The organism is Chitinophaga sp. OAE865 (assembly GCF_040546735.1).
Lineage (GTDB): Bacteria > Bacteroidota > Bacteroidia > Chitinophagales > Chitinophagaceae > Chitinophaga > Chitinophaga polysaccharea_A.
Window position 1 is genome coordinate 5,872,440 of record NZ_JBEPOF010000001.1, and the last position, 23,021, is coordinate 5,895,460.

At 47.4% G+C, this 23,021-nt stretch carries 18 protein-coding genes and 2 tRNA genes; 13 read left to right on the forward strand and 7 right to left on the reverse strand.

What is annotated here, in order from left to right; translation table 11 throughout:
• Positions 1 to 37: 37 nt before the first annotated feature.
• Positions 38 to 110 (reverse strand) — tRNA-Lys (locus tag ABIE50_RS23505).
• Positions 111 to 301: 191 nt separating this feature from the next.
• Between ABIE50_RS23505 and ABIE50_RS23510 the strand changes: the two genes are divergently transcribed.
• The 4 genes from ABIE50_RS23510 (at position 302) to ABIE50_RS23525 (ending at position 5,866) form a co-directional block, all read left to right on the forward strand.
• Positions 302 to 1,114, forward strand: coding sequence for an SDR family oxidoreductase (locus ABIE50_RS23510; protein ID WP_209859067.1), 813 nt, complete (start codon positions 302 to 304; stop codon positions 1,112 to 1,114).
• A 238-nt stretch (positions 1,115 to 1,352) separates the two neighbouring features.
• Positions 1,353 to 2,180, forward strand: a complete 828-nt coding sequence (locus tag ABIE50_RS23515) for an SAM hydrolase/SAM-dependent halogenase family protein (protein ID WP_209859065.1) — start codon at positions 1,353 to 1,355, stop codon at positions 2,178 to 2,180.
• A complete protein-coding gene (locus ABIE50_RS23520; RefSeq protein ID WP_209859063.1) occupies positions 2,177 to 2,470 on the forward strand; it encodes a putative quinol monooxygenase in 294 nt (97 codons plus the stop codon). The genes ABIE50_RS23515 and ABIE50_RS23520 overlap by 4 nt, the downstream gene beginning before the upstream one ends.
• A 162-nt stretch (positions 2,471 to 2,632) precedes the next feature.
• Entirely contained in the window at positions 2,633 to 5,866 is a 3,234-nt protein-coding gene (locus ABIE50_RS23525) for a glycosyltransferase family 117 protein (RefSeq protein WP_209859061.1), read from the forward strand.
• 63 nt (positions 5,867 to 5,929) lie between these two features.
• Here ABIE50_RS23525 and ABIE50_RS23530 read toward each other — a convergent pair whose 3' ends face one another.
• Entirely contained in the window at positions 5,930 to 8,371 is a 2,442-nt protein-coding gene (locus tag ABIE50_RS23530) for an ABC transporter permease (protein WP_209859059.1), read from the reverse strand.
• A gap of 196 nt (positions 8,372 to 8,567) precedes the next feature.
• The gene (locus ABIE50_RS23535; protein ID WP_142688585.1) at positions 8,568 to 9,413 is read right to left on the reverse strand and encodes a sugar phosphate isomerase/epimerase family protein; all 846 of its coding nucleotides are present in this window, start codon (positions 9,411 to 9,413) and stop codon (positions 8,568 to 8,570) included.
• A 301-nt stretch (positions 9,414 to 9,714) separates the two neighbouring features.
• Here ABIE50_RS23535 and ABIE50_RS23540 point away from each other — a divergent pair, with 301 nt between their 5' ends.
• The 4 genes from ABIE50_RS23540 (at position 9,715) to ABIE50_RS23555 (ending at position 14,903) form a co-directional block, all read left to right on the forward strand.
• A complete protein-coding gene (locus tag ABIE50_RS23540; RefSeq protein ID WP_209859057.1) occupies positions 9,715 to 10,809 on the forward strand; it encodes a vWA domain-containing protein in 1,095 nt (364 codons plus the stop codon).
• A gap of 79 nt (positions 10,810 to 10,888) precedes the next feature.
• Positions 10,889 to 12,391, forward strand: a complete 1,503-nt coding sequence (locus ABIE50_RS23545; protein WP_209859055.1) for a sigma 54-interacting transcriptional regulator — start codon at positions 10,889 to 10,891, stop codon at positions 12,389 to 12,391.
• A 405-nt stretch (positions 12,392 to 12,796) separates the two neighbouring features.
• The gene (locus tag ABIE50_RS23550) at positions 12,797 to 14,119 is read left to right on the forward strand and encodes a Gfo/Idh/MocA family protein (protein ID WP_209859052.1); all 1,323 of its coding nucleotides are present in this window, start codon (positions 12,797 to 12,799) and stop codon (positions 14,117 to 14,119) included.
• 46 nt (positions 14,120 to 14,165) lie between these two features.
• The gene (locus tag ABIE50_RS23555) at positions 14,166 to 14,903 is read left to right on the forward strand and encodes a 3-keto-disaccharide hydrolase (RefSeq protein ID WP_142688581.1); all 738 of its coding nucleotides are present in this window, start codon (positions 14,166 to 14,168) and stop codon (positions 14,901 to 14,903) included.
• Positions 14,904 to 14,957: 54 nt separating this feature from the next.
• Here the strand turns inward: ABIE50_RS23555 and ABIE50_RS23560 are convergent, their stop codons facing one another.
• Both ABIE50_RS23560 and ABIE50_RS23565 read right to left on the reverse strand, forming a co-directional pair.
• Positions 14,958 to 15,449: a GNAT family N-acetyltransferase gene (locus ABIE50_RS23560; protein ID WP_142688580.1), complete on the reverse strand. Its 492-nt coding sequence runs from the start codon at positions 15,447 to 15,449 to the stop codon at positions 14,958 to 14,960.
• Between the two features lie 374 nt (positions 15,450 to 15,823).
• Positions 15,824 to 15,894, reverse strand: a tRNA-Cys gene (locus ABIE50_RS23565).
• A 199-nt stretch (positions 15,895 to 16,093) separates the two neighbouring features.
• Here ABIE50_RS23565 and ABIE50_RS23570 point away from each other — a divergent pair.
• Together ABIE50_RS23570 and dapF are read left to right on the forward strand one after the other, a co-directional pair.
• Complete coding sequence (locus ABIE50_RS23570; protein WP_209859050.1) at positions 16,094 to 16,972, forward strand: nucleoside phosphorylase; 879 nt, start codon at positions 16,094 to 16,096, stop codon at positions 16,970 to 16,972.
• A gap of 27 nt (positions 16,973 to 16,999) precedes the next feature.
• The gene (dapF, locus tag ABIE50_RS23575) at positions 17,000 to 17,782 is read left to right on the forward strand and encodes a diaminopimelate epimerase (protein ID WP_142688578.1); all 783 of its coding nucleotides are present in this window, start codon (positions 17,000 to 17,002) and stop codon (positions 17,780 to 17,782) included.
• Positions 17,783 to 17,848: 66 nt separating this feature from the next.
• Here dapF and ABIE50_RS23580 read toward each other — a convergent pair whose 3' ends face one another.
• The gene (locus ABIE50_RS23580) at positions 17,849 to 19,348 is read right to left on the reverse strand and encodes a polysaccharide biosynthesis C-terminal domain-containing protein (RefSeq protein ID WP_209859048.1); all 1,500 of its coding nucleotides are present in this window, start codon (positions 19,346 to 19,348) and stop codon (positions 17,849 to 17,851) included.
• An 89-nt stretch (positions 19,349 to 19,437) separates the two neighbouring features.
• Here ABIE50_RS23580 and ABIE50_RS23585 point away from each other — a divergent pair, with 89 nt between their 5' ends.
• Genes ABIE50_RS23585 through ABIE50_RS23595 form a run of 3 tightly spaced genes read left to right on the forward strand, consistent with a single transcriptional unit; the run spans position 19,438 to position 21,828 of the window.
• Positions 19,438 to 20,376, forward strand: coding sequence for a magnesium transporter CorA family protein (locus ABIE50_RS23585; protein WP_142688573.1), 939 nt, complete (start codon positions 19,438 to 19,440; stop codon positions 20,374 to 20,376).
• Between the two features lie 18 nt (positions 20,377 to 20,394).
• Positions 20,395 to 20,847, forward strand: a complete 453-nt coding sequence (locus ABIE50_RS23590; protein WP_209859046.1) for an NUDIX domain-containing protein — start codon at positions 20,395 to 20,397, stop codon at positions 20,845 to 20,847.
• 27 nt (positions 20,848 to 20,874) lie between these two features.
• Positions 20,875 to 21,828, forward strand: coding sequence for a DUF8189 domain-containing protein (locus ABIE50_RS23595; protein ID WP_209859044.1), 954 nt, complete (start codon positions 20,875 to 20,877; stop codon positions 21,826 to 21,828).
• A gap of 76 nt (positions 21,829 to 21,904) precedes the next feature.
• On the opposite strand, the gene ABIE50_RS23600 is transcribed toward ABIE50_RS23595, so the two are convergent.
• The gene (locus ABIE50_RS23600) at positions 21,905 to 22,705 is read right to left on the reverse strand and encodes a queuosine precursor transporter (RefSeq protein ID WP_209859042.1); all 801 of its coding nucleotides are present in this window, start codon (positions 22,703 to 22,705) and stop codon (positions 21,905 to 21,907) included.
• Between the last annotated feature and the right edge of the window lie 316 nt (positions 22,706 to 23,021).

Consider the following 23,021-nt stretch of genomic DNA (forward strand, 5'->3'; position numbering starts at 1 on the left):
ATTCAAGCGGCTTTAATTTCCTTTGATAATTTAGTAGTGATCCCGCTGGGACTCGAACCCAGGACCCATACATTAAAAGTGTATTGCTCTACCAACTGAGCTACGGAATCCTTTGCTGTTAAGCGGTTGCAAAAATAGGAATATTTTTATTCCTACCAAACTTTTATTGAATTTTATTCCCAAACCCAATCCCACAAAGTATTATAACACCTCATACCCAAAAATAGTTCATCACATTTCTGTAAATGACCTGTAATAAATTGATGTTACTCACCTATTTTTGTGGGGCTAAAATATACCCATGAAAACATACTTTCAGAATAAAACCGTGGTTATCACCGGCGGATCATCAGGAATCGGGAAAGCGCTGGTTACGGAAATGCTGGCGCATGGCGCAAATGTAGCGGTGTGTGGCAGAAAACAGGCAGCGCTCAGTGAGCTGCAGCAACAGGTGAACAGCAAGCAGCTGTTTACTTTCGTGGCGGATGTAAGTGTAGAGGCCGACTGTAAAGCATTTATTGAAAGCGTGATCAGTAAGTTCGGGAAAATAGATATCCTGGTGAACAATGCAGGTATTTCCATGCGGGCATTGTTCCGGGATCTGGAGGTGAGTGTATTGAAATCGCTGATGGATATTAATTTCTGGGGCACGGTATATTGTACCAAGTTTGCGTATACTTCTATCCTGGCTAATAAAGGAACTATTGTAGGCGTATCTTCTATTGCCGGCTACCGGGGCTTGCCGGCACGTACCGGTTACTCCGCTTCCAAGTTTGCCATGCAGGGTTTCCTCGAAGCACTGCGTACAGAAAATTTACATACAGGCGTTAACGTGATGTGGGTATGCCCCGGCTTCACTGCCTCTAATATTCGTAACACCGCGCTCAACCCACAGGGGCAGGCACAAAGCGAAACCCCGCTCGATGAGGGTAAGCTCATGAGCGCAGAAGCGGTGGCTGCTGAAATTGCCAGGGCCATTGCCAGGCGTAAGCGTACGCTGGTGCTTACAGGCCAGGGCAAACTGACAGTGCTGCTAAGTAAACTTCTCCCCGGCTTCCTCGACAAAATGGTGTACAATCACTTTAAAAAAGAACCCGGTTCCCCCCTGCAGTAATAAACTGTAGCCGTTAACGTTAGTGCAAAAAATTCCGTTTAAAATACCGCTGCCTCGGCTTTTTTATCGTTATTTGCACTAAGTTTATTTCACTTAACCCCCAATGGCATCTTTTTTGGAAGGAAAGCGCACTTTTAATTTGCCATTCCGGATAATTGAAAAACTGCAGACGACGCGTGAGGACAGGAATTGATTGGTGGGGTTTTGAACACTGGGATTTGGATTTAGATTTTCGGGCATGTCCATTATAACTTTAACATCAGACATAGGAATGCAGGATTACCTGGTAGGTGCCATCAAAGGGCAACTCTGGCAATACTGCCCGGAATGTCATGTTACGGACATTACCCATCATATCAGCCCTTTTAATTTACCACAGGCTACTTATATCTGCAAAAGCGCCTTCTCCTACTTTCCACTGGGTACCTTTCATTTTGTTCTGATCAATTTATTCGACAGGCGGCCGGACCATGTACTGGTAGCCGAACATAACGGGCAATACATCGGCTGCGCGGATAATGGCCTGCTTACCATGATTGCCGGCGGTATGCCGGAAAAGGTAATTAAGATCCCCCTTCCGCCGGAGGCGCCTAAAAATACTTTCACCATCATACAGCTGCTGGCAGTAGTAGCCCGGGAACTAAGCCGTGGCAGGGCGCTGGGAGAACTGGGCCCGCTCACACAGCAGATCCAGGTAAAGCACAACCTGCAGCCGCTGGTGGGCGACGACTTTATAGAAGGACAGATCATTCATATCGACAGCTTCGAGAACGTGGTGGTCAATATCACCCGGCAGCAGTTCGATATGCAGTGCAAAAACCGGAAGTTCCGCATCTTCTTCCGCCGCGATGAGGTGATCAGCCAGATCAGTGAAACCTATGCGGACGTGCCCGAAGGCACCAAGCTGGCCCTCTTCAATGCAGCCGGTTACCTGGAAATAGCTATCAATAAAGGAAATGCAGCCGGCCTGTTCGGCCTGCAGGGCTTCCGCCGCGATCAGCTCACACAGCCGGCCGGCTACCAGCAACTATCATACTACCAAACTGTTAGAATAATCTTTCAATGATTAACCGTATCGTTAAAATGGAATTCGACCCGGGAAAAGTAAACACCTTCCGGGAGCTCTTTGCCAAACAGCAGGAGCTGATCCGCCATTTCCCCGGATGCCTCCACCTCGAGCTCTGGGAACACGCCGCCTCCGGCAACACCTGGTTCACCTTCAGCCAGTGGGAATCAGAAACCGCACTCGAAAAGTATCGGCAATCCCCCCTCTTCCGCGAAACATGGGCCGCCACCAAGGTGCTTTTCAATGCCAAACCCGCCGCCTGGACTGTGCAAACCGTCGTAAGCCTGTAACTATAATGCTTTTTTAATCTCCCGGAAAACGCCCTCCCGGCGCCCGGATACTGCTAGCCAAAGGCTAACAGCTAAAAAGATATTTACAAAAAGTTAAAACTGTTCACCAGATTAGCATAATTTGCTGTTTTTTATATTTTTGTCGGACCTTAAAACAACCTTATGAATTTCAAAAGGACCAACAACATGGTCGGCTGGATCATTTGCATCATTGCCTGCTTTGTTTACCTTAAAACGATGGAAGCTACAGGCAGCTTGTGGGACTGCGGCGAGTTTATTTCAAGTGCTTACAAAGTACAGATTCCCCATCCGCCCGGAGCACCATTGTTCGTGTTGCTTGGAAGATTGTTTAGTATGTTCCTGAAACCATCTCAGGCCGCCCTGGGCGTAAATACCATGACAGCCCTGGCCAGTGGTTTCACTATCCTGTTCCTGTTCTGGACCATTACCCACTTCGCGCGCAGGCTCATGGTGAAAGCCGGTGAAGAGATCTCCCGCGAAAAAATGATCGCTATCATGGGCGCAGGCGCTGTAGGCGCACTGGCCTATACCTTCTCCGATTCATTCTGGTTCTCCGCTGTGGAAGGTGAAGTATATGGAATGTCCTCTTTCTTTACCGCCATCGTGTTCTGGGCCATCCTGAAATGGGAACATGAAGCCGATGAACCCTATGCAGACCGCTGGATCGTACTCATCGGGTACCTCCTGGGCCTCTCAATCGGCGTCCATCTCCTCAACCTCCTCACCATCCCGGCAATGGTAATGGTGTACTACTTCAGGCGCTTTAAGGTTACCGGCTGGGGCACGTTCTGGGCTTTTGTTATAGGTTGCGGCATCACCGGCCTGGTACAAAAATACCTCATCCAGGACACCGTTAAGGCTTCCGGGTATATGGACGTATTCTTCGTAAATTCCCTCGGAATGGGATACTTCTCCGGATTTATCTTCTATTTCGTACTCATTATAGCATTGCTCATTATAGGATACCGCAAACCAAAGTTTGGTATCTACGCCCCATTCATCGTTATTGCCACCATCATCGTGGTACCAGCATTTAACGAGGCAAGCGGCGGCACTATCTTCTTCAAATTCTTACTGGCAGCTTTCTTTGTAGCCATCCCCTACCTGCTGAAAGCAGTAGGCGTGAAAATGGACGTATCCAAAACTGCGCATTTCAGCCGTCTTACTATCTCCTTCGTGCTGTTCATGCTGGTTGGTTACTCCACTTATATTACTACCATGGTCCGTTCTACCGCCAATCCTTCGGTAGATATGTACAATGTAGATAATCCCATCTCCCTGGTAGGTTACCTGGGCCGCGAACAATATGGCGATTTTCCGCTGGTATACGGCCAGGTGTTCACCGCCCGCCCAACAGGGTACAAGGAAGGTGGTAACATCTACGCCCGCGGTGCTAAAAAATATGAGATCGCAGGTAAGAAGATGGAACCGGAATATGATCCGTCTGATATGATGTTGTTCCCCCGCGTATGGGATGCCAGCAACGATCAGGGCCACGCTGATTACTACCGTACCTGGCTGGGCCTCCAGCAGGGTGAAAAACCCAGCTTCGGCGATAACATCAAGTTCTTCCTCCAGTACCAGGTGAATTTCATGTATGCCCGCTATTTCTTCTGGAACTTTGTAGGTAAACAAAACGATACCCAGGGCTATGGCAACGTGCGCGACGGTAACTGGATCTCCGGTATCCCATTCATCGATAATTTCTTATATGGCGATCAGTCCATGATGCCGGATAGCCTGAAAGATAACAAGGCGCACAATACCCTGTTCTTCCTGCCATTCATTCTCGGCATTATCGGTTTCTTCTATCAATATAATAACCACCGCAAAGATACCCTCATCGTATCCCTGCTGTTCTTCTTCACAGGTTTCGCTATCGTCATCTACCTCAACCAGGCAGGTAACCAGCCGCGTGAACGTGACTACGCTTATGTAGGCTCCTTCTACGCCTTTGCTATCTGGATCGGGTTAGGCGTGCTGTCAGTATACAATTTCCTGAAGAAGAAAACAAAGAGCGCACTCTCTCCTGTACTGGCTACCGCCATCTGCCTGCTGGCAGTACCGGTGCTGATGGCCTTCCAGGAATGGGACGACCACGACCGCTCTACCAAATACGTAGCACGCGATGTAGCAAAAGATTACCTGGAGTCCTGCCAGAAAAATGCGATCCTCTTTACCGTGGGCGATAACGATACCTATCCCCTGTGGTATGCACAGGAAGTAGAAGGCATCCGCCCGGATATCAGGGTGATCAACCTCAGCCTCCTGGGTGTGGATTGGTACATCGACCAGATGCGCAGAGCTGTAAACCAGAGCCCCGCTATTCCAATGACCTGGTCGGCCGATAAATATAAAGGCGAAAACCGCAACTATATCCGCTTCTTTGATCCGGGAAATATTCCTGCAGATAAATACTTTAACCTGAAAGAGATCATGAACTTCATGGGAAGCGATGATGTCAACAGTAAAGTAACCACGCAGGATGGCGGATCAGAAAACTTCCTGCCTACCCGCCAGCTGTTTATCCCTGTCGACAAACAGGCGATCCTTGCTAATGGCGTGGTTGCAGCAAAAGACAGCGCTAAGATCCTGGCCTCTATGCCATTCAAGATCAGCAAGAGCTACCTGCTGAAAAATGACCTCGCAGTATATGATATCATCGCTGCCAATGACTGGAAACGGCCTATCTATTTCACCAGCCCTACCGATCTCGGCTTAAATGATTACATGCAAACCGATGGTCTTACCTACCACCTGGTGCCTTTGCCTAAAGCTACATCTACCGATCCGCTGGGCATGGACATCAATGCGAACGTAGGCGTGATGTACGATAACCTGATGCACAAATTTGAATTCGGTGGCGCACAAACCCGCGGTACCTACTTCGATGAGCCTAACAGGAAAATGATCATGTACCTGCGCCAGGCGTTCACCAAACTCTCTGTAGCCATGACACAGGAAGGAGCTGCGAAAGACAGCGCACTGAATGTGCTCCGCTACATGGACAAGAACATCATGGAAACCAACTTCCCGTATGCTCTCACCACACCGGGCAATATGCACAACTATACTTCTATTCAAACCATCTACGCTTATTACATAGCCGGCGATGTGAAGAGAGCAGAAGAGTTGTCGAACCAGGTGATCAAAGACTGTGAACAGCAGCTGCGCTACTACAGCTCCCTGCCGCCAAGCAGAATGACCAACGACTTACAGCGCGATGGCCAGAATGCACAGCAGTTCATTACCTGGTTAAACAAAATGAAAGATGATTTTGGCCCTAACGGCACCCACAAAAATAAAGACGACGTCATACAGGTGAATACGGAAGATTCCACCCCGGTACCCAAACCGGCGGATTCAGCGAAATAACCTTATTATAAAACAGGAAGCCCGGACTAAATGGTCCGGGCTTCCTGTTTTATACGGATAACATTACTCTGCTCTCAAACTCTTCACCGGGTTGGCAAGCGCAGCGCTTATCGCCTTATACCCCACCGCTATCCAGGCAATCAAAATGGATAACGCTATAGCCAGTACGAAAATGCCCCAGCCTATTTCGGTGTGATAGTGAAAACCAACCAACCACTTCTTCATAAAATAATAGCCTACCGGTGCAGCCATCAAAAATGCAATACCTATTAAAGTGGTAAACTCCCTGGAAAACAGGTACAATATACTTTGTACTGAAGCGCCCAATACTTTACGGATGCCCACTTCCTTGGTTTTTTGCACCACCATAAAGGAAACGAGCCCATATAACCCAAGACAGGAAATAAAAATGGCGAGGAAGGCAAATACTTTGAACAATGAGGCCGTAATGGCTTCTGTCCTGTAAAAGTTGCCTATCTGGGCATCAAAAAAAGTACATTGGTATATATAGGTAGGATACACGGCGGTGAATATCTGTTCTACCTGCTTTAAAGTGGCAGGCACTTTTTCAGGATCCAGCCGGAGCGCCAGGGTACTGTAGTCGTTATAATCAGAGGAGATAACAGCGGGTGAAATTTCATCTCTCAGGGAATTATTATTAAAGTCCCTTAAAACTCCTGCCACAGGGAATTTACGGGCGCCGTTGTCAAAAGCAACCATCTTGCCGATAATATCTTCTGCTGAACGCAACCCTAACTTTTTAACCACCGTTTCATTCACCAGCACTTCCCGGGTGGTATCGTTGGAAAATGGGTAACGCCCAGCCGCCAAAGCTAAGCGGAAGGTATTGAAATAGCCTGTGTCGGCACTGATACGCTTTACGCTGTACGGTTGTCGCTCTGGCCTGTTGTTATAAAAGAAATCAGTGAACCATCCGAAGCGGGAAGAAGGTTCTATCGAGCATAAACTACCCGCCTCTACACCCCGAAGCTCCAGAAGCCGGGATTTCAGGTAGCCGTATTTTAGTTTTAAGGTACTGTCGCTGGGCAGGTCAAGTAACACTACTGCTTTTTTCTCAAAGCCCATGGGTTGTTCCCGGAAAAATTTCATTTGCTTCACTACTACCAGGGTGCCTATCACCAGCAATTGCGCCACAACAAACTGGAACACCACCAGGGCCCTGCGCAACGAAATACCGCTAACCGGGCGGGTATTGATCCTGCTTTTAATAGCGGCCAGTGGATTGAATCCGGATAAAACAATGGCAGGATAAAATCCAGCCAGGAAAGTAACTGCTATACCGGATAATAATAAAAAGAGCAATATCGACGGGTATCGCAGGAGGTTCAAAGTCAGCTGCTTCCCTACCAGGTTACTGAGGTAAGGAACTGCTATCCAGGCCATTATACTGCCCAAAATTATGGCCAAAGCCGTTATCAGGGCTGTTTCTCCGAGGAACTGTTTTAATAGCTGGAGACGGTTACTGCCCAGTACCTTTCTTATACCAATTTCTTTGGCCCTGTTCACCGATTGCGCTGTGGCCAGGTTGATGAAATTGATGCAGGCCACCAGCAACAGGAATAAACCGATGATGGCTAACGCCCATAGTTCCGTTGGCGACAACGAATCGTCTTTTACAGTGCCAAATCGTTTGTCGAGGTGCATATCTTTCAGCGGCTGAAAACTCAGGCTGGTAACGTAGGTGGTCTTGTCGGCATCTTCCCGGTAATTATTCTTTACAAAAGCCGGTAACTGCGCCTGTAAACGTTGTATATCTTCCCCGGGAGAGGTGAGCACAAAACACTGTGTTCCACCGGAAAGGGAGCGCCAGTCTTCATTGGTTTGCCGTTCGTGCCCGTCAATCTTCAGCCAGGTGGCGTGGGAAGCTGCCATACGCACCGGCAGATCTGTGTTATACGGGAGGTCCTTAAAAACGCCCGTCACCCGCAACGGCACGCGGTATGACCATAGCTGTATCGTTTTCCCTATAGCGCTCTGGTAGTTGCCGAAGTAGGTTTCAGCCATACTTTGTGTCAGCGCTACAGTATTTGGCTCTTTTAGTTCCGCCGCATTTCCCTGCAGCCAGGTAAAATCGAAGATGTCGAAAATAGCGGGTTCCACAAAAAAGAGGCCGCCGCTTTCTTTAAATTTTTTTTCCTCAGATCCGTTTTTTCCGGGAACATAGACCTGTGCTCCCCCGATATGCTCTACAGCTGCTATTTTTTGGAAGGAAGGAAAATCCCTGCGCATGGTATGTGCAAGCGGCGCCGGCACCATACTATGCCGCCACTTTTCGCCGTTGCTGCGACTGGTGGTGGTAGTCACCACCCGGAAGATCCGGTCCCGTTTACTTTGAAAGTTGTCATAGCTCATCTCGTTGCGGATCACGAGGAAAATCAGCAGGCTGGCGCCTATGCCCACTGCCAGGCCAACGATATTGAGCAGGGAGAAAGATTTCTTTCTCCATAGGGCCCTGAAAGATAATTTAAAAAAGCTGTTCATCATAACAGGAAAGTATTGCCGCCTTACCTGCAAAAACCGGGACGAAAATGTATTTATTTAATTATCAGGGAGATATCACAAAGATAGTGGCTTTCAATGTTCAGTAAAGAACAGGACATGTCCGGTACCGGACAGCTAAAAAAATCCGAAGCTCCCTGCCGGGAGCTTCGGATTCATTATTTGTGATGTACAAAAGTTATTACAGGTTGCTAACGATAGTTCTCCAGAAAGCAGCGCTGGCTTTCACTTCAGGCACATTGTTATCCCAGTCGTATTCGTATTCCACGGAAAACAGGCCTTTGAACTTCTGCTTTTTCAATGTCTCCATTACCTTGGGCATCTGGCTCACACCGTTACCCCAAACCACATCATGGGAATCAGCTGATTTGTTGTTCAGGTCCTTGAAGTGCAGACTTACAATATGACCGTCCAGTTTCTTGATGCATTCAACAGGATCCAGTCCTGAGCGCACCCAGTGACCAATATCCGCGCAGGCGCCCATTAATTTGCTTCTGCCTTTGATGGCTGCCAGCACGATATCCGGGTTCCAGTAATGGCTCGGCTTCGGGTGGTCGTGGATAGCCAGTTTGATCTGGTATTGATCGCAGAGGGAAGAGATCAGGTCAAGGTCTTCTTCCTTAGGTTCGGATGTAATGCTCTGGATACCCATCCTGTTGGCGAAGTCGAACAGCATGCGCCATTCTGCTTCAGACCCTGGCACTACCACACCAAATGCGATCAGCGTTTTGTGCTTCTTTTTAAACAGGGCTTTTACTTCCTCCTGTTTGGCAGGCGACATATGGTAATCGAATTTACCTTCAATACCGCCACCAATTACTTGTCCGGGAAAAGCTTCCACATACTGGATCCCGCAGCTGTCCATTTTATCCAGCGCCTCTGCCAGTGTAAAATGATTGAACGTCCAGGCCTGCGCCCCCAGCTTCCAGCCCAATGCATCTGCCCTGGCCTGTGCAGCTGCTGAATTTGCAAATAATGCAACCGCCAGACCGCCTGCCAGCATCAACGCATTTCTCAGTTTTTTCATATAGTCATTTTTTTGATGATTGAAAGTAATTGCTTTCAATGTAAAATGCAAGCTTTAAGCGAATTTTGTCTTGGAACACTGATTACGCTGATTATGATGATTTCGCTGATATTCTTTTGAACTTGTTGGATTTTAGTAGAATGATAACTATTTATCTTCCAAAATACCTAAAAATCAAACCAATAAAAAAATATCAGCGAAATCATCATAATCAGCGTAATCAGTGTTCCAAGACAAATTCCGCGTTCCAAGGCAAATTCCGCGAAAAGTGGTAAATTTAATGCAGAAGACGAGCTAAGCTATGAGAGGAATACAATTTACCAGGTTCAACCCGGACGACAACAAAAAACCACCTTTCCAGAAATTACTGGATCTTTTCACCCAACTCCTTACATACACCAGCGGAGACATATCAGAAGCCCTGCAATGGCTTACTGAGCTGGACAAGGAGTATAATCTCACCAACCAGGAGTACGGCATCGGCGATTTTATACAGGAGCTGAAAGATAAAGGGTACATCCGCGAAAACGAGGAAAGCGGCGCCATAGAAATCACTTCCAAAGCGGAACAAACTATACGCAAAAACGCATTGGAAGAGATCTTCGGCAAACTGAAAAAGTCAACTACCGGCAATCATAATATCCGCAAATCCGGCATGGGCGATGAGCTCAATGCAGAAACCCGTCCCTTCGAATTTGGCGACGGCGTGGACCAGCTGGATATTACCGCCTCTATCCGGAATGCGCAGATCAATCACGGGATCGACAGTTTCTCCATCCAGCAGGACGACCTGGAGGTGAAGGAAACCGACTTCAAAACGCAAACGTCTACCGCCCTGATGATCGATATCTCGCATTCCATGATCCTTTACGGGGAAGACAGGATCACGCCCGCTAAAAAAGTAGCTATGGCCCTGGCGGAACTGATCACCACCCGCTACCCGAAGGATACGCTCGACATTATTGTGTTTGGAAACGACGCCTGGCAGATAGAGATCAAAGACCTTCCCTATTTACAGGTTGGCCCCTTCCATACCAATACCGTGGCAGGGCTGGAACTGGCTATGGACCTGCTCCGCCGACGGCGTAACCCGAATAAGCAGATCTTTATGATCACAGATGGAAAACCCACCTGCCTGAAAATAGGATCACAGTATTACAAGAACAGCTTCGGGCTCGACAGGAAGATACTTAACCGTACCCTCAACCTCGCTGCCCAATGCAAAAAACTGAAAATACCTATCACCACCTTCATGGTTGCCACCGATCCGTGGCTACAGAAATTTGTACAGGAATTTACCGAAACCAATGCCGGTAAAGCCTTTTTCTCCGGCACCGATAAACTGGGACAATTCCTTTTCCGCGATTTTGAAAGCGGCAAAAGGAAATTTTATTAATAGTAAACAGCAGCATAGTTAAAACGGATCCAGCATCCGACGCCAGCTACTGCCAATTCGTAATGCGTAATTATCAAAGATGAATACAAACATAAAAACACTGGGCGAACTAAAGAAAAGTGGCTATAAACCGGTTTCAGTAAAAGAAGAGATCAGGCGTAACCTGGTCAAAAAACTACAGGACAAAGAAGGTACCTTCCCCGGCATCATCGGTTATGAAGACACGGTGATCCCCGACACGGAAAGGGCCCTGCTGTCGAGACACAATATCCTTTTCCTCGGCCTGCGCGGCCAGGCCAAAACACGCATGGCCCGCCAGATGACCGACCTCCTGGATGAATACATTCCCGTAGTGGAAGGCTCTGAAGTAAATGATGATCCCTTCCACCCGCTATCACGCTATGCTAAAGACCTGATCGATGAAAAAGGCGACCAGACCCCCATCACCTGGCTCCACAGGAGCGCACGGTATGGCGAGAAGCTGGCCACACCGGACGTGTCCGTGGCCGACCTGGTAGGCGATATAGACCCTATCAAAGCAGCCAATATGAAGCTTAGTTATGCCGATGAAAGAGTGATCCACTTCGGTATCATTCCCCGCTCCAACCGCGGCATCTTCGTAATTAATGAGCTTCCGGACCTCCAGGCGCGCATACAGGTATCCCTGTTCAATATCCTCCAGGAAGGAGATATACAGATCAGGGGCTTTAAAGTAAGGATGCCGCTGGATATCCTGTTTATTTTCACGGCTAACCCGGAAGACTATACGAACCGTGGTTCCATTGTAACACCGTTGAAAGACAGGATCGAAAGCCAGATCATTACCCACTACCCTAAAACAATTGAAAACTCCCTGCTCATCACCGAACAGGAAGCCGATATACACGAAGACCAGCAAGCCAAAGTGCAGATTGCCGATATGGTGAAACGCCTCATCGAACAGGTATCATTTGAAGCACGGTCCAGCGAATACGTGGATAAGAAAAGCGGCGTATCCGCCCGCTTAACCATTGCCGCCTACGAAAACGCAGTGAGTGCAGGCGAACGCAGGGCCATCATCAACAAGGAAAAAGAAACACAGGTGCGCATTGCCGATCTGCAGGCCATTATCCCTGCTATTACCGGCAAAATTGAGCTGGTATACGAAGGTGAACAGGAAGGCCCCCTCCAGGTGGCGCATAACCTGCTGGATAAAGCCATCCGCACCCTCTTTGCTATCTATTTTCCCAACCCGGACTCCTTTAAGAAAAAGAAAGCCGGCTCCCCTGCTGAAAATCCTTACCGCAGTGTGATACAGTGGTTCGACAAAGGCAACTCTGTACAGCTGCTGCAGGATATCAGCGATAAACAATACGAAACTACGCTCAGTAAAGTGGAAGGACTGAAAGATCTTATCAAAGCCCGCTTCCCTAAAGCCAACAACAAGGAAGCCCTGCTGCTGATGGAATTCGTGTTGCACGGTTTATCATCCTATTCACTCATCAGTAAAAAAGTAGTGGAAAACGAAACCCGCTTCAGCGACCTGCTGGGCACCATGATGAACTTCAGCCTGGGCGGCGAAAGCGAGGAGCCGGAGGAGTAAGCGGAGGGGATCGCCTTCGGCGATGTAAATTGTCTTGGAACACTGATTACGCTGATTATGGTGATTTGTGGATTGGATAATGTGATGATTTTATAAATAAGGGAGATATACGCAGCTTTTGCATATATCTCCCTTATTTATAAAATCCAAAGAAATAAAATCAAACCAATCATCATAATCAGCGTAATCAGTGTTCCAAGACAATTTACATCGCCGAAGGCGATCATTACACCAAAATCTCCCCGATCCTGTATAAATCCCAAAAAATCAATCAAGCTAATCATCATAATCAGCGTAATCAGTGTTCCAAGACAAATTCCACAATCCTCCGCTAAAATCTCCTTGTTTTTTTCTATTTTGTATTTTTAATTGTCATTTTAACAATTCCACAAAACGTTTTATTACATGAACAATTCCCGTAGAAACTTTATCAAATCCGCTTCCACGCTGATGGCCGGGGCAGGATTGGCATCCGCGCTGCCCGCCGGATTACAGGCATTTCCGTTACGGACCGTAGCACCCAGCGACCGCCTCAATGTAGCCGCCATTGGCATCAACGGTATGGGTTGGGCCGACCTTACGTCTATGCTGAAAAACCCTGCTGCACAATGCGTAGCCCTCTGCGATGTGGACAAAAACGTGCTGGACAAAAGGGTGGCCGAGCTGGCCCAGAAAGGCATTAAAGTGAAAGCCTACAGCGACTACCGCAAGCTCCTGGAAGATAAGAACATTGATGCGGTAGTGATTGGCACACCCGATCACTGGCACTGCCTGCAAATGACAGATGCCTGCGCCGCCGGTAAAGATGTGTACGTAGAAAAACCAATGGGCAATTCCATTGTAGAATGCCGCTCTATGGTTGCAGCACAGCAGAAATACAGTCGCGCTGTGCAGGTGGGCCAGTGGCAGCGCAGCCAGCAGCACTTTAGGGACGCTATTGAATTTGTGCACTCCGGTAAGCTCGGCCAGATACGCCTCGTGAAAGCATGGGCTTATATGGGCTGGATGAAATCCATTCCGGTAAAACCCGATGGCACTCCACCAGCTGGCGTGGACTATAAAGCCTGGCTGGGCCCCGCTACCACCCGCCCTTTCAACCCCAACCGCTTCCACTTCAACTTCCGCTGGTACTGGGATTATGCCGGTGGTCTCATGACCGACTGGGGCGTTCACCTGCTCGATTATGCACTGCTGGGTATGAAATCCGCTGCACCAAAATCCATCATGGCCGCAGGTGGTAAGTTCGCCTACCCTGACGACGCTGCTGAAACACCGGATACACTCACTACCGTATACGAGTTCGACGACTACAATATCCAGTGGGAACAGGCGATAGGCATCGATGGCGGCCCTTACGGACGCGATCACGGCATTGCCTTCATTGGCAACAATGGTACGCTGGTACTGGATCGTGGCGGATGGGAAGTAATACCAGAAAAAGATAAAATGGAAGCGGTGCCAAGGCAAAAGTCGGTCGACAATGGCCTGGATCTTCACACCACCAACTTCATAGAAGTAGTGAAATCCCGCAAGCTTGACGACCTCCATGCCTCTGTACAGGTAGGTTCCCTGGTGGCTACCACTGCACAGATGGGCAATATAGCCTACCGCACCGGCAAAAAAGTATACTGGGATCAGGCATCTGGCAAATTCACAGATAGCGACGCCAACAAACTGTTAGCAGCACAATACCATAACGGGTATCACCTGCCTAACGTTACTGCCTGAACGAAAATATCTTCCTAACATCTTTATAAAAAAATATAAAAGACATATGCGTACGCTACTGTTATCTGCCTGTACCCTGCTTACGGTGGCCGCCACCGCGCAAAACAAGGAGCAGATGAAACCTGAAGCTACAGAGGTTTGGGAACCGGTGCCAAAAGTAATTACGCCGGGCACAGAAACCCTCACCGCTCCTTCCGATGCCATTGTGCTGTTCAACGGTAAGAACCTCGACAACTGGGAATCAGAAAACGGAGGCCCTGCAAAATGGGAGGTGAAAGATGATGCTATGACCGTTGTAAAAGGAGGCGGTGTTATTAAAACAAAGCAGCAGTTTGAAGACTTCCAGCTGCATATTGAATGGCGCACGCCAGCAGAAGTAAAAGGCGAAAGCCAGGGACGCGGCAACAGCGGCGTTTTTATGCAGGAGCAATACGAGCTGCAGGTGTTGGACAACTATAATAACCGCACCTACTCCAACGGACAGGCCGGCAGTTTTTATAAACAAAAAATTCCTTTGGTAAATGCCTGCAAAAAACCAGGCGAATGGCAAACCTATGATGTGATCTGGACCGCTCCCCGCTTTAACGATGACGGTTCCCTGAAATCTCCGGCAAGAGCCACCGTACTGCAAAACGGCGTACTGGTACAGAATAATGTGGAGCTGGAAGGCAAAACAGAATATATAGGCAAACCAACTTATGTAAAACACGGTGCTAAATCTATCGCACTGCAGGATCACGGAAACCCCGTGAGCTTCAGGAATATCTGGATAAGACCCCTGTAAGCTATCATTCTTATATTATTGCAGCGGAGGTAAAGATCCTCCGCTGCATTTTTTTTAAGTTAAAGTATCGGCCGCCTCGATATTCAATGATAAATACACCGCATCACTGATAGGGTTATCGTAATACGCTGCTATCGGCTGAAACCCGAGCGATGTGTACAGGTCGATTGCAGGGCGCATATGCGCTAATGTATCCAGCAGGATCCGCTTATAACCAAGCTCCCTGCTTTCTGTAATAGCTGCACTGGCAAGGGCTTTTCCCACACCGTGGCCTTTAAATGCGTCCTTTACAAAAAGACGTTTCATTTCTGCAGTACTGTTGTCGAATGATCTTATGGCCACACATCCGGCCAGTTGTCCGTCTACCAAGGCCAGGAACAATGCTCCGGTGGGGGGCACATACACACCCGGCAGGTTTGTTAGCTCATCTTCAAATTGCTGAAAACTCAGGTCTACATTCAGCCAGTTGGCATATTCGCGGAAAAGCAGCTTCACCTGGTTCAGGTGCTTGGAATCTTCGGCGGTTACTTTAATAATCTCTGTCATAACCACTTCTTTTTAATGTATATAAAACGCAACAAGCCTTCTGCATGCAGAAGGCTTGTTGACCGGAAAATGTTGGCAGCTCCATGTTTTAGTGGAAAATGCCGCCGATATCTTTATTATCAATTACACACGCTGTGTTTAAATAGCTATAGTAAATTATTGATAAATCTCTTGCCTTCTGATAACCTCACCTGCCTCTTGCGGGGTATGCAATATAAGCTTTTGGGTTGATATTTCAACATAGTTTGTATTATTTCTTTTTTATTCCTGTAAGCGGCCACCAGCACATATTTCAGGCGCAAGAGCATGGTTGGGGGGCTGTTGTAAAAAAGAAAAGCCGCGTAAACCGCGGCTTTAAGAAAGAAAACAGGTAGAGGTTCCGAGCGGATTCGAACCGCTGTACGAGGTTTTGCAGACCTCTGCCTAGCCACTCGGCCACGGAACCATCATTTTTAATATGTTCGCCGGAAGTTCCCTACTGGCGTACATCTCATTCGTTTTGTGGGATTGCAAAAGTAGTGAATTTCTGATAACCACCAAATATTATTTAATAAATATCTGAAAAAATATTTTGATAATATAGCAGAACAAAGGAATATTGGCACTGGAAATGTTGATTTGCGAATAATAAAAATTTAATACAAATGGATAATCGTATTGCAGAATCAGAACTGATCATCAACAACCGTGGAGCCGTATATCACCTGGATGTAAGACCGGAAGAACTGGCTCATACCATCATCACCGTTGGCGACCCAGACCGTGTAGGCGCAGTAAGTAAACACTTTGATAAGATAGAAAGCAAACATCAGCACCGCGAATTTGTAACGCATACCGGCTATATCGGTAATAAACGCCTCTCCGTGGTTTCCACCGGTATTGGCACTGATAACATCGATATCGTATTCAATGAGCTGGATGCACTCGTAAATATAGATTTTGAAACACGCCTGGTAAAACCTGCCCTCACTTCCCTGCAAATCATCCGCCTCGGTACTTCCGGCGCGCTGCAGGAAAGCATCCCGGTAGACAGCTTCGTGGTATCGTCGCACGGTCTTGGCCTCGACAACCTCATGAATTACTATGCGTTCGAAAATACCAGCGCAGAAAAACAACTGCTGCAATCTTTCCGCGGACAGGTATTCCTGCAGCCCGGGGGCGCTAATCCGTGCCTCTTTGAAGCATCCGCCAGGTTGCAGTCACTGTTCACAGAAGGTTTTCATACAGGCATCACCGTTACCTGCCCCGGTTTCTATGCGCCGCAGGGCCGCGTACTCCGTGGTCCCCTGTCGAACCCCCACCTGATCGATAACCTGACCAACTTCAACTACGAACATCACCGCATCACCAACTTTGAAATGGAAACCTCTGCCATCTACGGCATGGGCCGCGTGCTGGGCCATGAATGCCTTTCCATCAGCGCTATCGTTGCCAACCGTATCCGCAAGGAGTTCAGCAAAGATGGCGGCGCAGCGGTGGCGGCGCTTATCGAAAAAGGACTGGGCGTGATTGCTGGTATGTAGTCGCCTTAATTTTTTATCTTTGTACTTATGAATAATATTCACTTTTATAAATACCAGGGAACCGGCAATGACTTCGTCATTATGGATAACCGGGAAGGGCAATACGACTGGCTCACAGACGAACAGGTGAATGAACTGTGCGACCGCCGCTTCGGTATAGGCGCCGACGGTTTAATGCTGCTCAACAAAAGCGAGGAATACGACTTCGCCATGAAATATTACAATGCCGATGGCCGTGAAGGTACCATGTGCGGTAACGGCGGCCGATGCCTCGCCGCATTTGCCCATAAAATGGGCGTGGGCGACGGTAACCTCTATTTTATTGCAGTAGATGGCGAGCACCAGGCCACCATGGACGGCAACAACTGGGTAAACCTGAAAATGCAGGATGTGGACTATGTGGAACATGGCCCCCTCTATTATTACCTCAATACCGGTTCACCGCATTTTGTAAAGTATGTGGAAGATGTACAAGCCGTGGATGTGTTTAACGAAGGCCGCGGTATCCGCTACAACGACCGCTTCGCAGCAGAAGGCACCAATGTGAACTTCGTACAGAAATATGAAAACGGCATCTTTGTACGTACCTATGAAAGAGGTGTGGAAGACGAAACCTACTCCTGCGGTACCGGCGTAACCGCTGCTGCGCTTACTTTTGCGGGGGCAGAAGAAAAAGAATACATCGTACCGGTGCAAACCCTGGGCGGACAGCTGGAAGTACGCTTCACCAAAACCGGTGAACGGACGTTTGAGAATATCTGGCTCTGTGGCCCCGCGACGCTTGTGTTTGAAGGGGAGATATTGAAATAACTGAAATTATATATAAAAAGAGAGCCTCCCCGATCGGGGAGGCTCTCTTTTTATATAACTACGACCTTAATTCCTTTTGAACACCTTGTTACCGATCTTCCGTACTGTAGCTGCAGCCGTATGGTTGATATCTTCCGATACCTGCATCAGCAAAATAGCTCCGCCAAACAACACCAGGTATAATAGCCCGTGGATCACTATACTGATAAAAGGATGCCCCGTGGAAGGCAGCAACCTGCACACATAATAAATAGCCACACTGGCCGCCAGTGCTTTCAGTGTATTAATGGAAAATGGCTGTAATCCAAAACGCTTACGGATAAACAATAAACGGATCCCGTTAAATACAAACTGAGAGATCATCAGGGAATAACCTGACCCTACCATTCCGTACTTTTTTATGAGGAAATAATTTAGCGGGATAGACAGGATCACCAATACCGTGGCCGATGTAAGATCAAAACGCCAGTAACGGGAAGTAGCCAGCAACTGCTGGTTCACCCCTGTACCCATATCGATGATCTTGGCAATACCCATAAAAAATACAAGATACTTGGCGGAAGAATAGGCCGAAGGCATAATCCGGTATATATCATCAATATTCAGCCATATCTCCCAGAAAATAAAAAGCGCCGCCACCAGCTGCAAAATAGATGACTTCTTATAAATTTCATCGATCTTCACCATGTTCTTATCCTTCCACGACTGGGCAATAATAGGCGTGGCAATAGCCGAAATACTTCTTTGTGGCACCTGGATCAGCTGGGCCATATAAGTGGCGATAGTCATATACGCCGCCTCATCTAACCCTCCGATACTGGCAATGATCAAAGCCCCGATATTTTGTGAAAGGAGGTTAAAAATCGTAGCCGATGTAAGGGAAAATGCATAGATCATCATCCGCTTATACAACCGCGAGGTAACACTGCTCATCTTTACGGTGAAATATAGCAGGTCCTTGCGCCACAGGTAAAAGAGCAACAATAGCAGCGCAATAATATACAGCAGGCTGAAAAGCCACATGAAAACAATAAAACTGATCATCTTCAGTACATACAAGCCAATAATGGCCGATGTCATGATCCTGATCAGCAGCTCCTTCAGAAAATTAGGCACCACTGTTTCGTGCCGTGACCAGCTATAGCTTTCGAATACTGAAAACAGTACAATTCCCGTTACGAACGGGTAAACAAAATAAAAGTATTCTATAAGCAGGGGCGACTTCGTTACATATTTACGGACAATCAGGTCCTTAAACACCACTGTGCCAATAAAAAACAATGCCAGCCCTGCCAGCGTAGCGATCGCCACCCAACCCATCAGGTCGTTCTTTTTCTCCTCCAGGTGGTACGCGTAATAAGGATAAAAACGGTTGATCATCAACCCGGTGCTGAAGGTACAGAATGGCACCACAATCACCCCTATATCCCCTATGATCCGGGTTAACCCGAATTGATCCCCGCTAAAAAATATGGGAAACAGTAACAACGTATTGATCCCGCCTATCGCAAAGCCCAGATAAATCAACACCGACGACCGCAGACTCTGATGTTTTACAACTCCCATTTATATATAAAATATTTTAACTGTTTCCTGTTGCACAATATTACGTCAAATGGAAACAGGATTCAACATTTTAACTACCTTTGCGCCCGATGATCCAGTATTTTACAAATATAGATTCCAAAACTGTTGAAATACGCCAGCCCGAAAACGGCGCCTGGGTAAATATTACCCCGCCGCTGAAACAGGCCGAATTTGAACAGCTGTCAGAGGAACTCGATATTCCCCTGGACTTCCTCACTGACTCCCTTGATATTGACGAAAAAGCCAGGTTTGAGCTGGAAGACAATGTAAAGCTCATTGTACTGAAAACACCTACCGAAAACAATTCGATCAATGAAAGCGAAGCTTATTATATTACCATTCCTATCGTAATTATCCTGACCCACCACCAGATCATTACGGTAAACTCTTTTGATAATACCGCCATCAAAAAATTCCTGAATACTTTTCACAACCGCTCCCCGGAAAAAAGGAATATGATGGTGCTGAAAATATTTGAGAAGGTGGTTATCAATTTCCTTGATTACCTGAAGGAAATTAACCAGCGCAGGAACATGCTGGAAGCTAAATTGTACGATTCCAACCGGAACGAGGAACTGCTGGGCATCATGCGTATCCAGAAAAGCCTGGTATATTTTGTAACCGCCCTTCGCAGCAATGAACTGTTGCTGATGAAGCTGGAACGTACCAATTTCCTGGGCCTCAATGAAGATGAAAAGGAATTTCTGCAGGATCTTATCGTAGACACCTCCCAGGCCCTGGAAATGGCCAATGTGTATACCAACATCCTCAGCAGTACCATGGATGCCTTTGCCAGCATCATTTCCAACAACCTGAACGTGGTAATGAAACGCCTTACCTCCATTACCATTATCCTTACATTTCCCATGCTGGTGGCCAGTATATATGGCATGAACGTGGATATCCCTTACCAGCACACCCTTCACGCCTTTTACATACCCATTATCCTGTCTATCGCCATTTCTGTAGTCATCAGCTGGTATTTTATGAAGAAGAAGTGGTTCTAACCTTTATTAAACAAGTATATGCAAACTGGATTTAACGTAAGAGTATACGGCATCATGATCAACGATCAGAAACAGGTGCTGGTAAGCGATGAGTATATCCGTGGGGGTTATTATACCAAATTCCCCGGCGGTGGCCTGGAATTCGGGGAAGGTACCCTGGAATGCATTGTTCGTGAATGGCAGGAAGAACTTGGCCAGGACGTAAAAGTAGTGGAGCATATTTATACGACCGATTTCTTCCAGATCTCTGCATTCGACAACGTGACACAGATCATCTCTATATACTACCTCGTAACGCCCTTATCGCCTTTTACAGCTTCTGTAAGCAGCAAACCTTTCGATTTTACCGTGCCTGAAGGTGTGGAAGAAGTGGAACGCGCCCGCTGGATCAACTGGGATGAATTCTCTTCTGAGGCGGTTACCCTGCCTATTGATAAAGTAGTGGCGGATATGGTGAAAGCAAAATATTAATTTAATTTATAACCCATCCCTAAACAAATGAAAAAGATCACATTGTTCCTGATTGCAGGTCTTTGTTACCTCGCATCCTGTACTGTCAGCCCAAATGATGAAACTCCCCCGGTAAATGACACCGTTAAAGTTCCTGCATTAGTTTCCACTACAGCCGCTATCTCAAGACATAACACCAACATAGTGGACCTGTTTGGAATGAGCGTTACGAACACACTCCTGCACCGTACCTGGTCCTCATCAACAGGTTGGTCTGCCTGGGAAAATCTTGGAGGATATATTACCTCCGTTCCGGCAGTAGCTTCGCTGGATAGCGCATCTTTGCTTATTTATGCAAAGAGTGCCACCAACACGCTGATAGAAAAAAGATGGACAGCTGCTGCAGGATGGTCTGGCTGGACCGACCTCGGAGGCGCCCTGGCATCTGGTCCTACAGCCATAAGCAGGGATGGTTTGCAGATCAATATTTTTGCACGCGGCAACAGCAATACACTAATACAGCGCTATTACCAACCGGGCCTGGGATGGTCTACCTGGCAGGATCTGGGTGGTAATATTACCGGTTCTCCCGCAGTAGCGTCGTTACATCCGGATAATGTGTATGTATTTGCCAAAAGTCCGGGCGGGCACCTGTTACTCCGTAAATGGGCACTGGGATTAGATTGGCTGCCCTGGACAGATCTTGGAGGAAATATTGTTTCCAGTCCGGCTACTGTTTCAAGACGCCCCTGGATCGTAAATATCTACGCGCAACGCACCGATAATCAAATGGCGCAGTTATATAATATTACTTCTTCCGCTGATTCCGATACCTGGTCTGACTGGCAAACCCTTGGTGGGAACATCTACGGCGCACCTGGCATCGCTGCCAGGGATGGCAATACCCTTGATATTTTTGCTTCAGGACCAGGCGGTGGTTTATCCCGGATATCATGGCAGTTTGGATTAGATTGGAGTTCATGGTCTGCCATACCTGAATAATAAAGTAGTTAAATAAAAAGAGAGGATAAGGAACAAATTGTTTCTTATCCTCTCTTTTTTAGCAATAGCGGATGCCTTATGCCACCGGCAATTCCGGTGATGGCTCCTTCCCCATCGCCGCCGCTTTCATTTTCTTCGCGGTATCATGCCCCAGGTAACGCTCTATCCGGTGCTCCAGCAAATAGATCAGCGGTGTAAGCAATACTGCCACTACAAACTTATAGCTATAGTTCACCAGGCAAATGGCCAGTACCCGCTGCCAGCTCCAGTCGTTCCCCAGCTTAAAGGCAATGTACAGCACTATAAAGCTGTCTACCAGCTGCGATACAATCGTTGACCCTGTAGCCCTTAACCACACGTGCTTTTCCCCGGTGCGTTTCTTGATTTTGTGAAACACGGTCACATCCACGATCTGGCTCACCAGGAAAGCAGTAAGGCTACCCAGGATGATCCACATACCCTGTCCGAAAATACTGGTAAAGGCATTCTGCATGTCGGGGATGCCGGCATCTGCGCGGCTACCCTTCCACCAGCCATCAGCAGGCACGCTCATGGCTACCCAGAACATAATGAATGCGTAGGAGATCAGCCCTACCGCGATGTAAGAAATACGACGCACCGCTTTGGGCCCGAAGTACTCATTCACAATATCCGTCATCACAAACTCCAGCGGCCATAATAATACGCCTGCCGTTAAGGTATACGACAACCCGCTCTGACCAAAAAGCGTGAAGGTGTGTAGGGGTAATCCCAGCAGCTTCTCCAGGGAAAATAATTTACCACCAATACATTCTGCAATGAGTGCGTTCGCTACAAAGAAGCTGGTGAATATCACGAACAGTTTGGTGGGCTTATCGTTTAACAAATTCCTGAGCATCAGTAATTAACTATAAGTTGAAATATAAGGATAGCAATATTGAACAAATATAACCAGGGCGGTAGTGTTTTCCATTGTATTTTTTTTAACAATAATAATACACCGGTGAGCACACACAAAAGGGCATTCAACGGAACGGCAATCCCCACACCCAATACCAGTATATGATTCACTACATTATCAAAAGAATGATCATATGCCGTAATACGCAGGATTTCACTGATTATAAAGCACAGATTGCATATAAATGCAAATTTTAAAAGAAACCGGATCCAGCGCATATTGAAATTTCGGATAAATTACAGTTATTTTTGTT

Coding starts and splice junctions, on each gene's coding strand:
- ABIE50_RS23550 (WP_209859052.1), top strand. CDS start 12,797: ATGAACAATTCCCGTAGAAACTTTATCAAATCCGCTTCCACGCTGATG.
- ABIE50_RS23535 (WP_142688585.1), bottom strand. CDS start 9,413: ATGAAAAAACTGAGAAATGCGTTGATGCTGGCAGGCGGTCTGGCGGTT.
- ABIE50_RS23570 (WP_209859050.1), top strand. CDS start 16,094: ATGGATAATCGTATTGCAGAATCAGAACTGATCATCAACAACCGTGGA.
- dapF (WP_142688578.1), top strand. CDS start 17,000: ATGAATAATATTCACTTTTATAAATACCAGGGAACCGGCAATGACTTC.
- ABIE50_RS23510 (WP_209859067.1), top strand. CDS start 302: ATGAAAACATACTTTCAGAATAAAACCGTGGTTATCACCGGCGGATCA.
- ABIE50_RS23600 (WP_209859042.1), bottom strand. CDS start 22,705: ATGCTCAGGAATTTGTTAAACGATAAGCCCACCAAACTGTTCGTGATA.
- ABIE50_RS23555 (WP_142688581.1), top strand. CDS start 14,166: ATGCGTACGCTACTGTTATCTGCCTGTACCCTGCTTACGGTGGCCGCC.
- ABIE50_RS23530 (WP_209859059.1), bottom strand. CDS start 8,371: ATGATGAACAGCTTTTTTAAATTATCTTTCAGGGCCCTATGGAGAAAG.
- ABIE50_RS23580 (WP_209859048.1), bottom strand. CDS start 19,348: ATGGGAGTTGTAAAACATCAGAGTCTGCGGTCGTCGGTGTTGATTTAT.
- ABIE50_RS23545 (WP_209859055.1), top strand. CDS start 10,889: ATGAATACAAACATAAAAACACTGGGCGAACTAAAGAAAAGTGGCTAT.
- ABIE50_RS23520 (WP_209859063.1), top strand. CDS start 2,177: ATGATTAACCGTATCGTTAAAATGGAATTCGACCCGGGAAAAGTAAAC.
- ABIE50_RS23590 (WP_209859046.1), top strand. CDS start 20,395: ATGCAAACTGGATTTAACGTAAGAGTATACGGCATCATGATCAACGAT.
- ABIE50_RS23525 (WP_209859061.1), top strand. CDS start 2,633: ATGAATTTCAAAAGGACCAACAACATGGTCGGCTGGATCATTTGCATC.
- ABIE50_RS23595 (WP_209859044.1), top strand. CDS start 20,875: ATGAAAAAGATCACATTGTTCCTGATTGCAGGTCTTTGTTACCTCGCA.
- ABIE50_RS23560 (WP_142688580.1), bottom strand. CDS start 15,449: ATGACAGAGATTATTAAAGTAACCGCCGAAGATTCCAAGCACCTGAAC.
- ABIE50_RS23540 (WP_209859057.1), top strand. CDS start 9,715: ATGAGAGGAATACAATTTACCAGGTTCAACCCGGACGACAACAAAAAA.
- ABIE50_RS23585 (WP_142688573.1), top strand. CDS start 19,438: ATGATCCAGTATTTTACAAATATAGATTCCAAAACTGTTGAAATACGC.
- ABIE50_RS23515 (WP_209859065.1), top strand. CDS start 1,353: ATGTCCATTATAACTTTAACATCAGACATAGGAATGCAGGATTACCTG.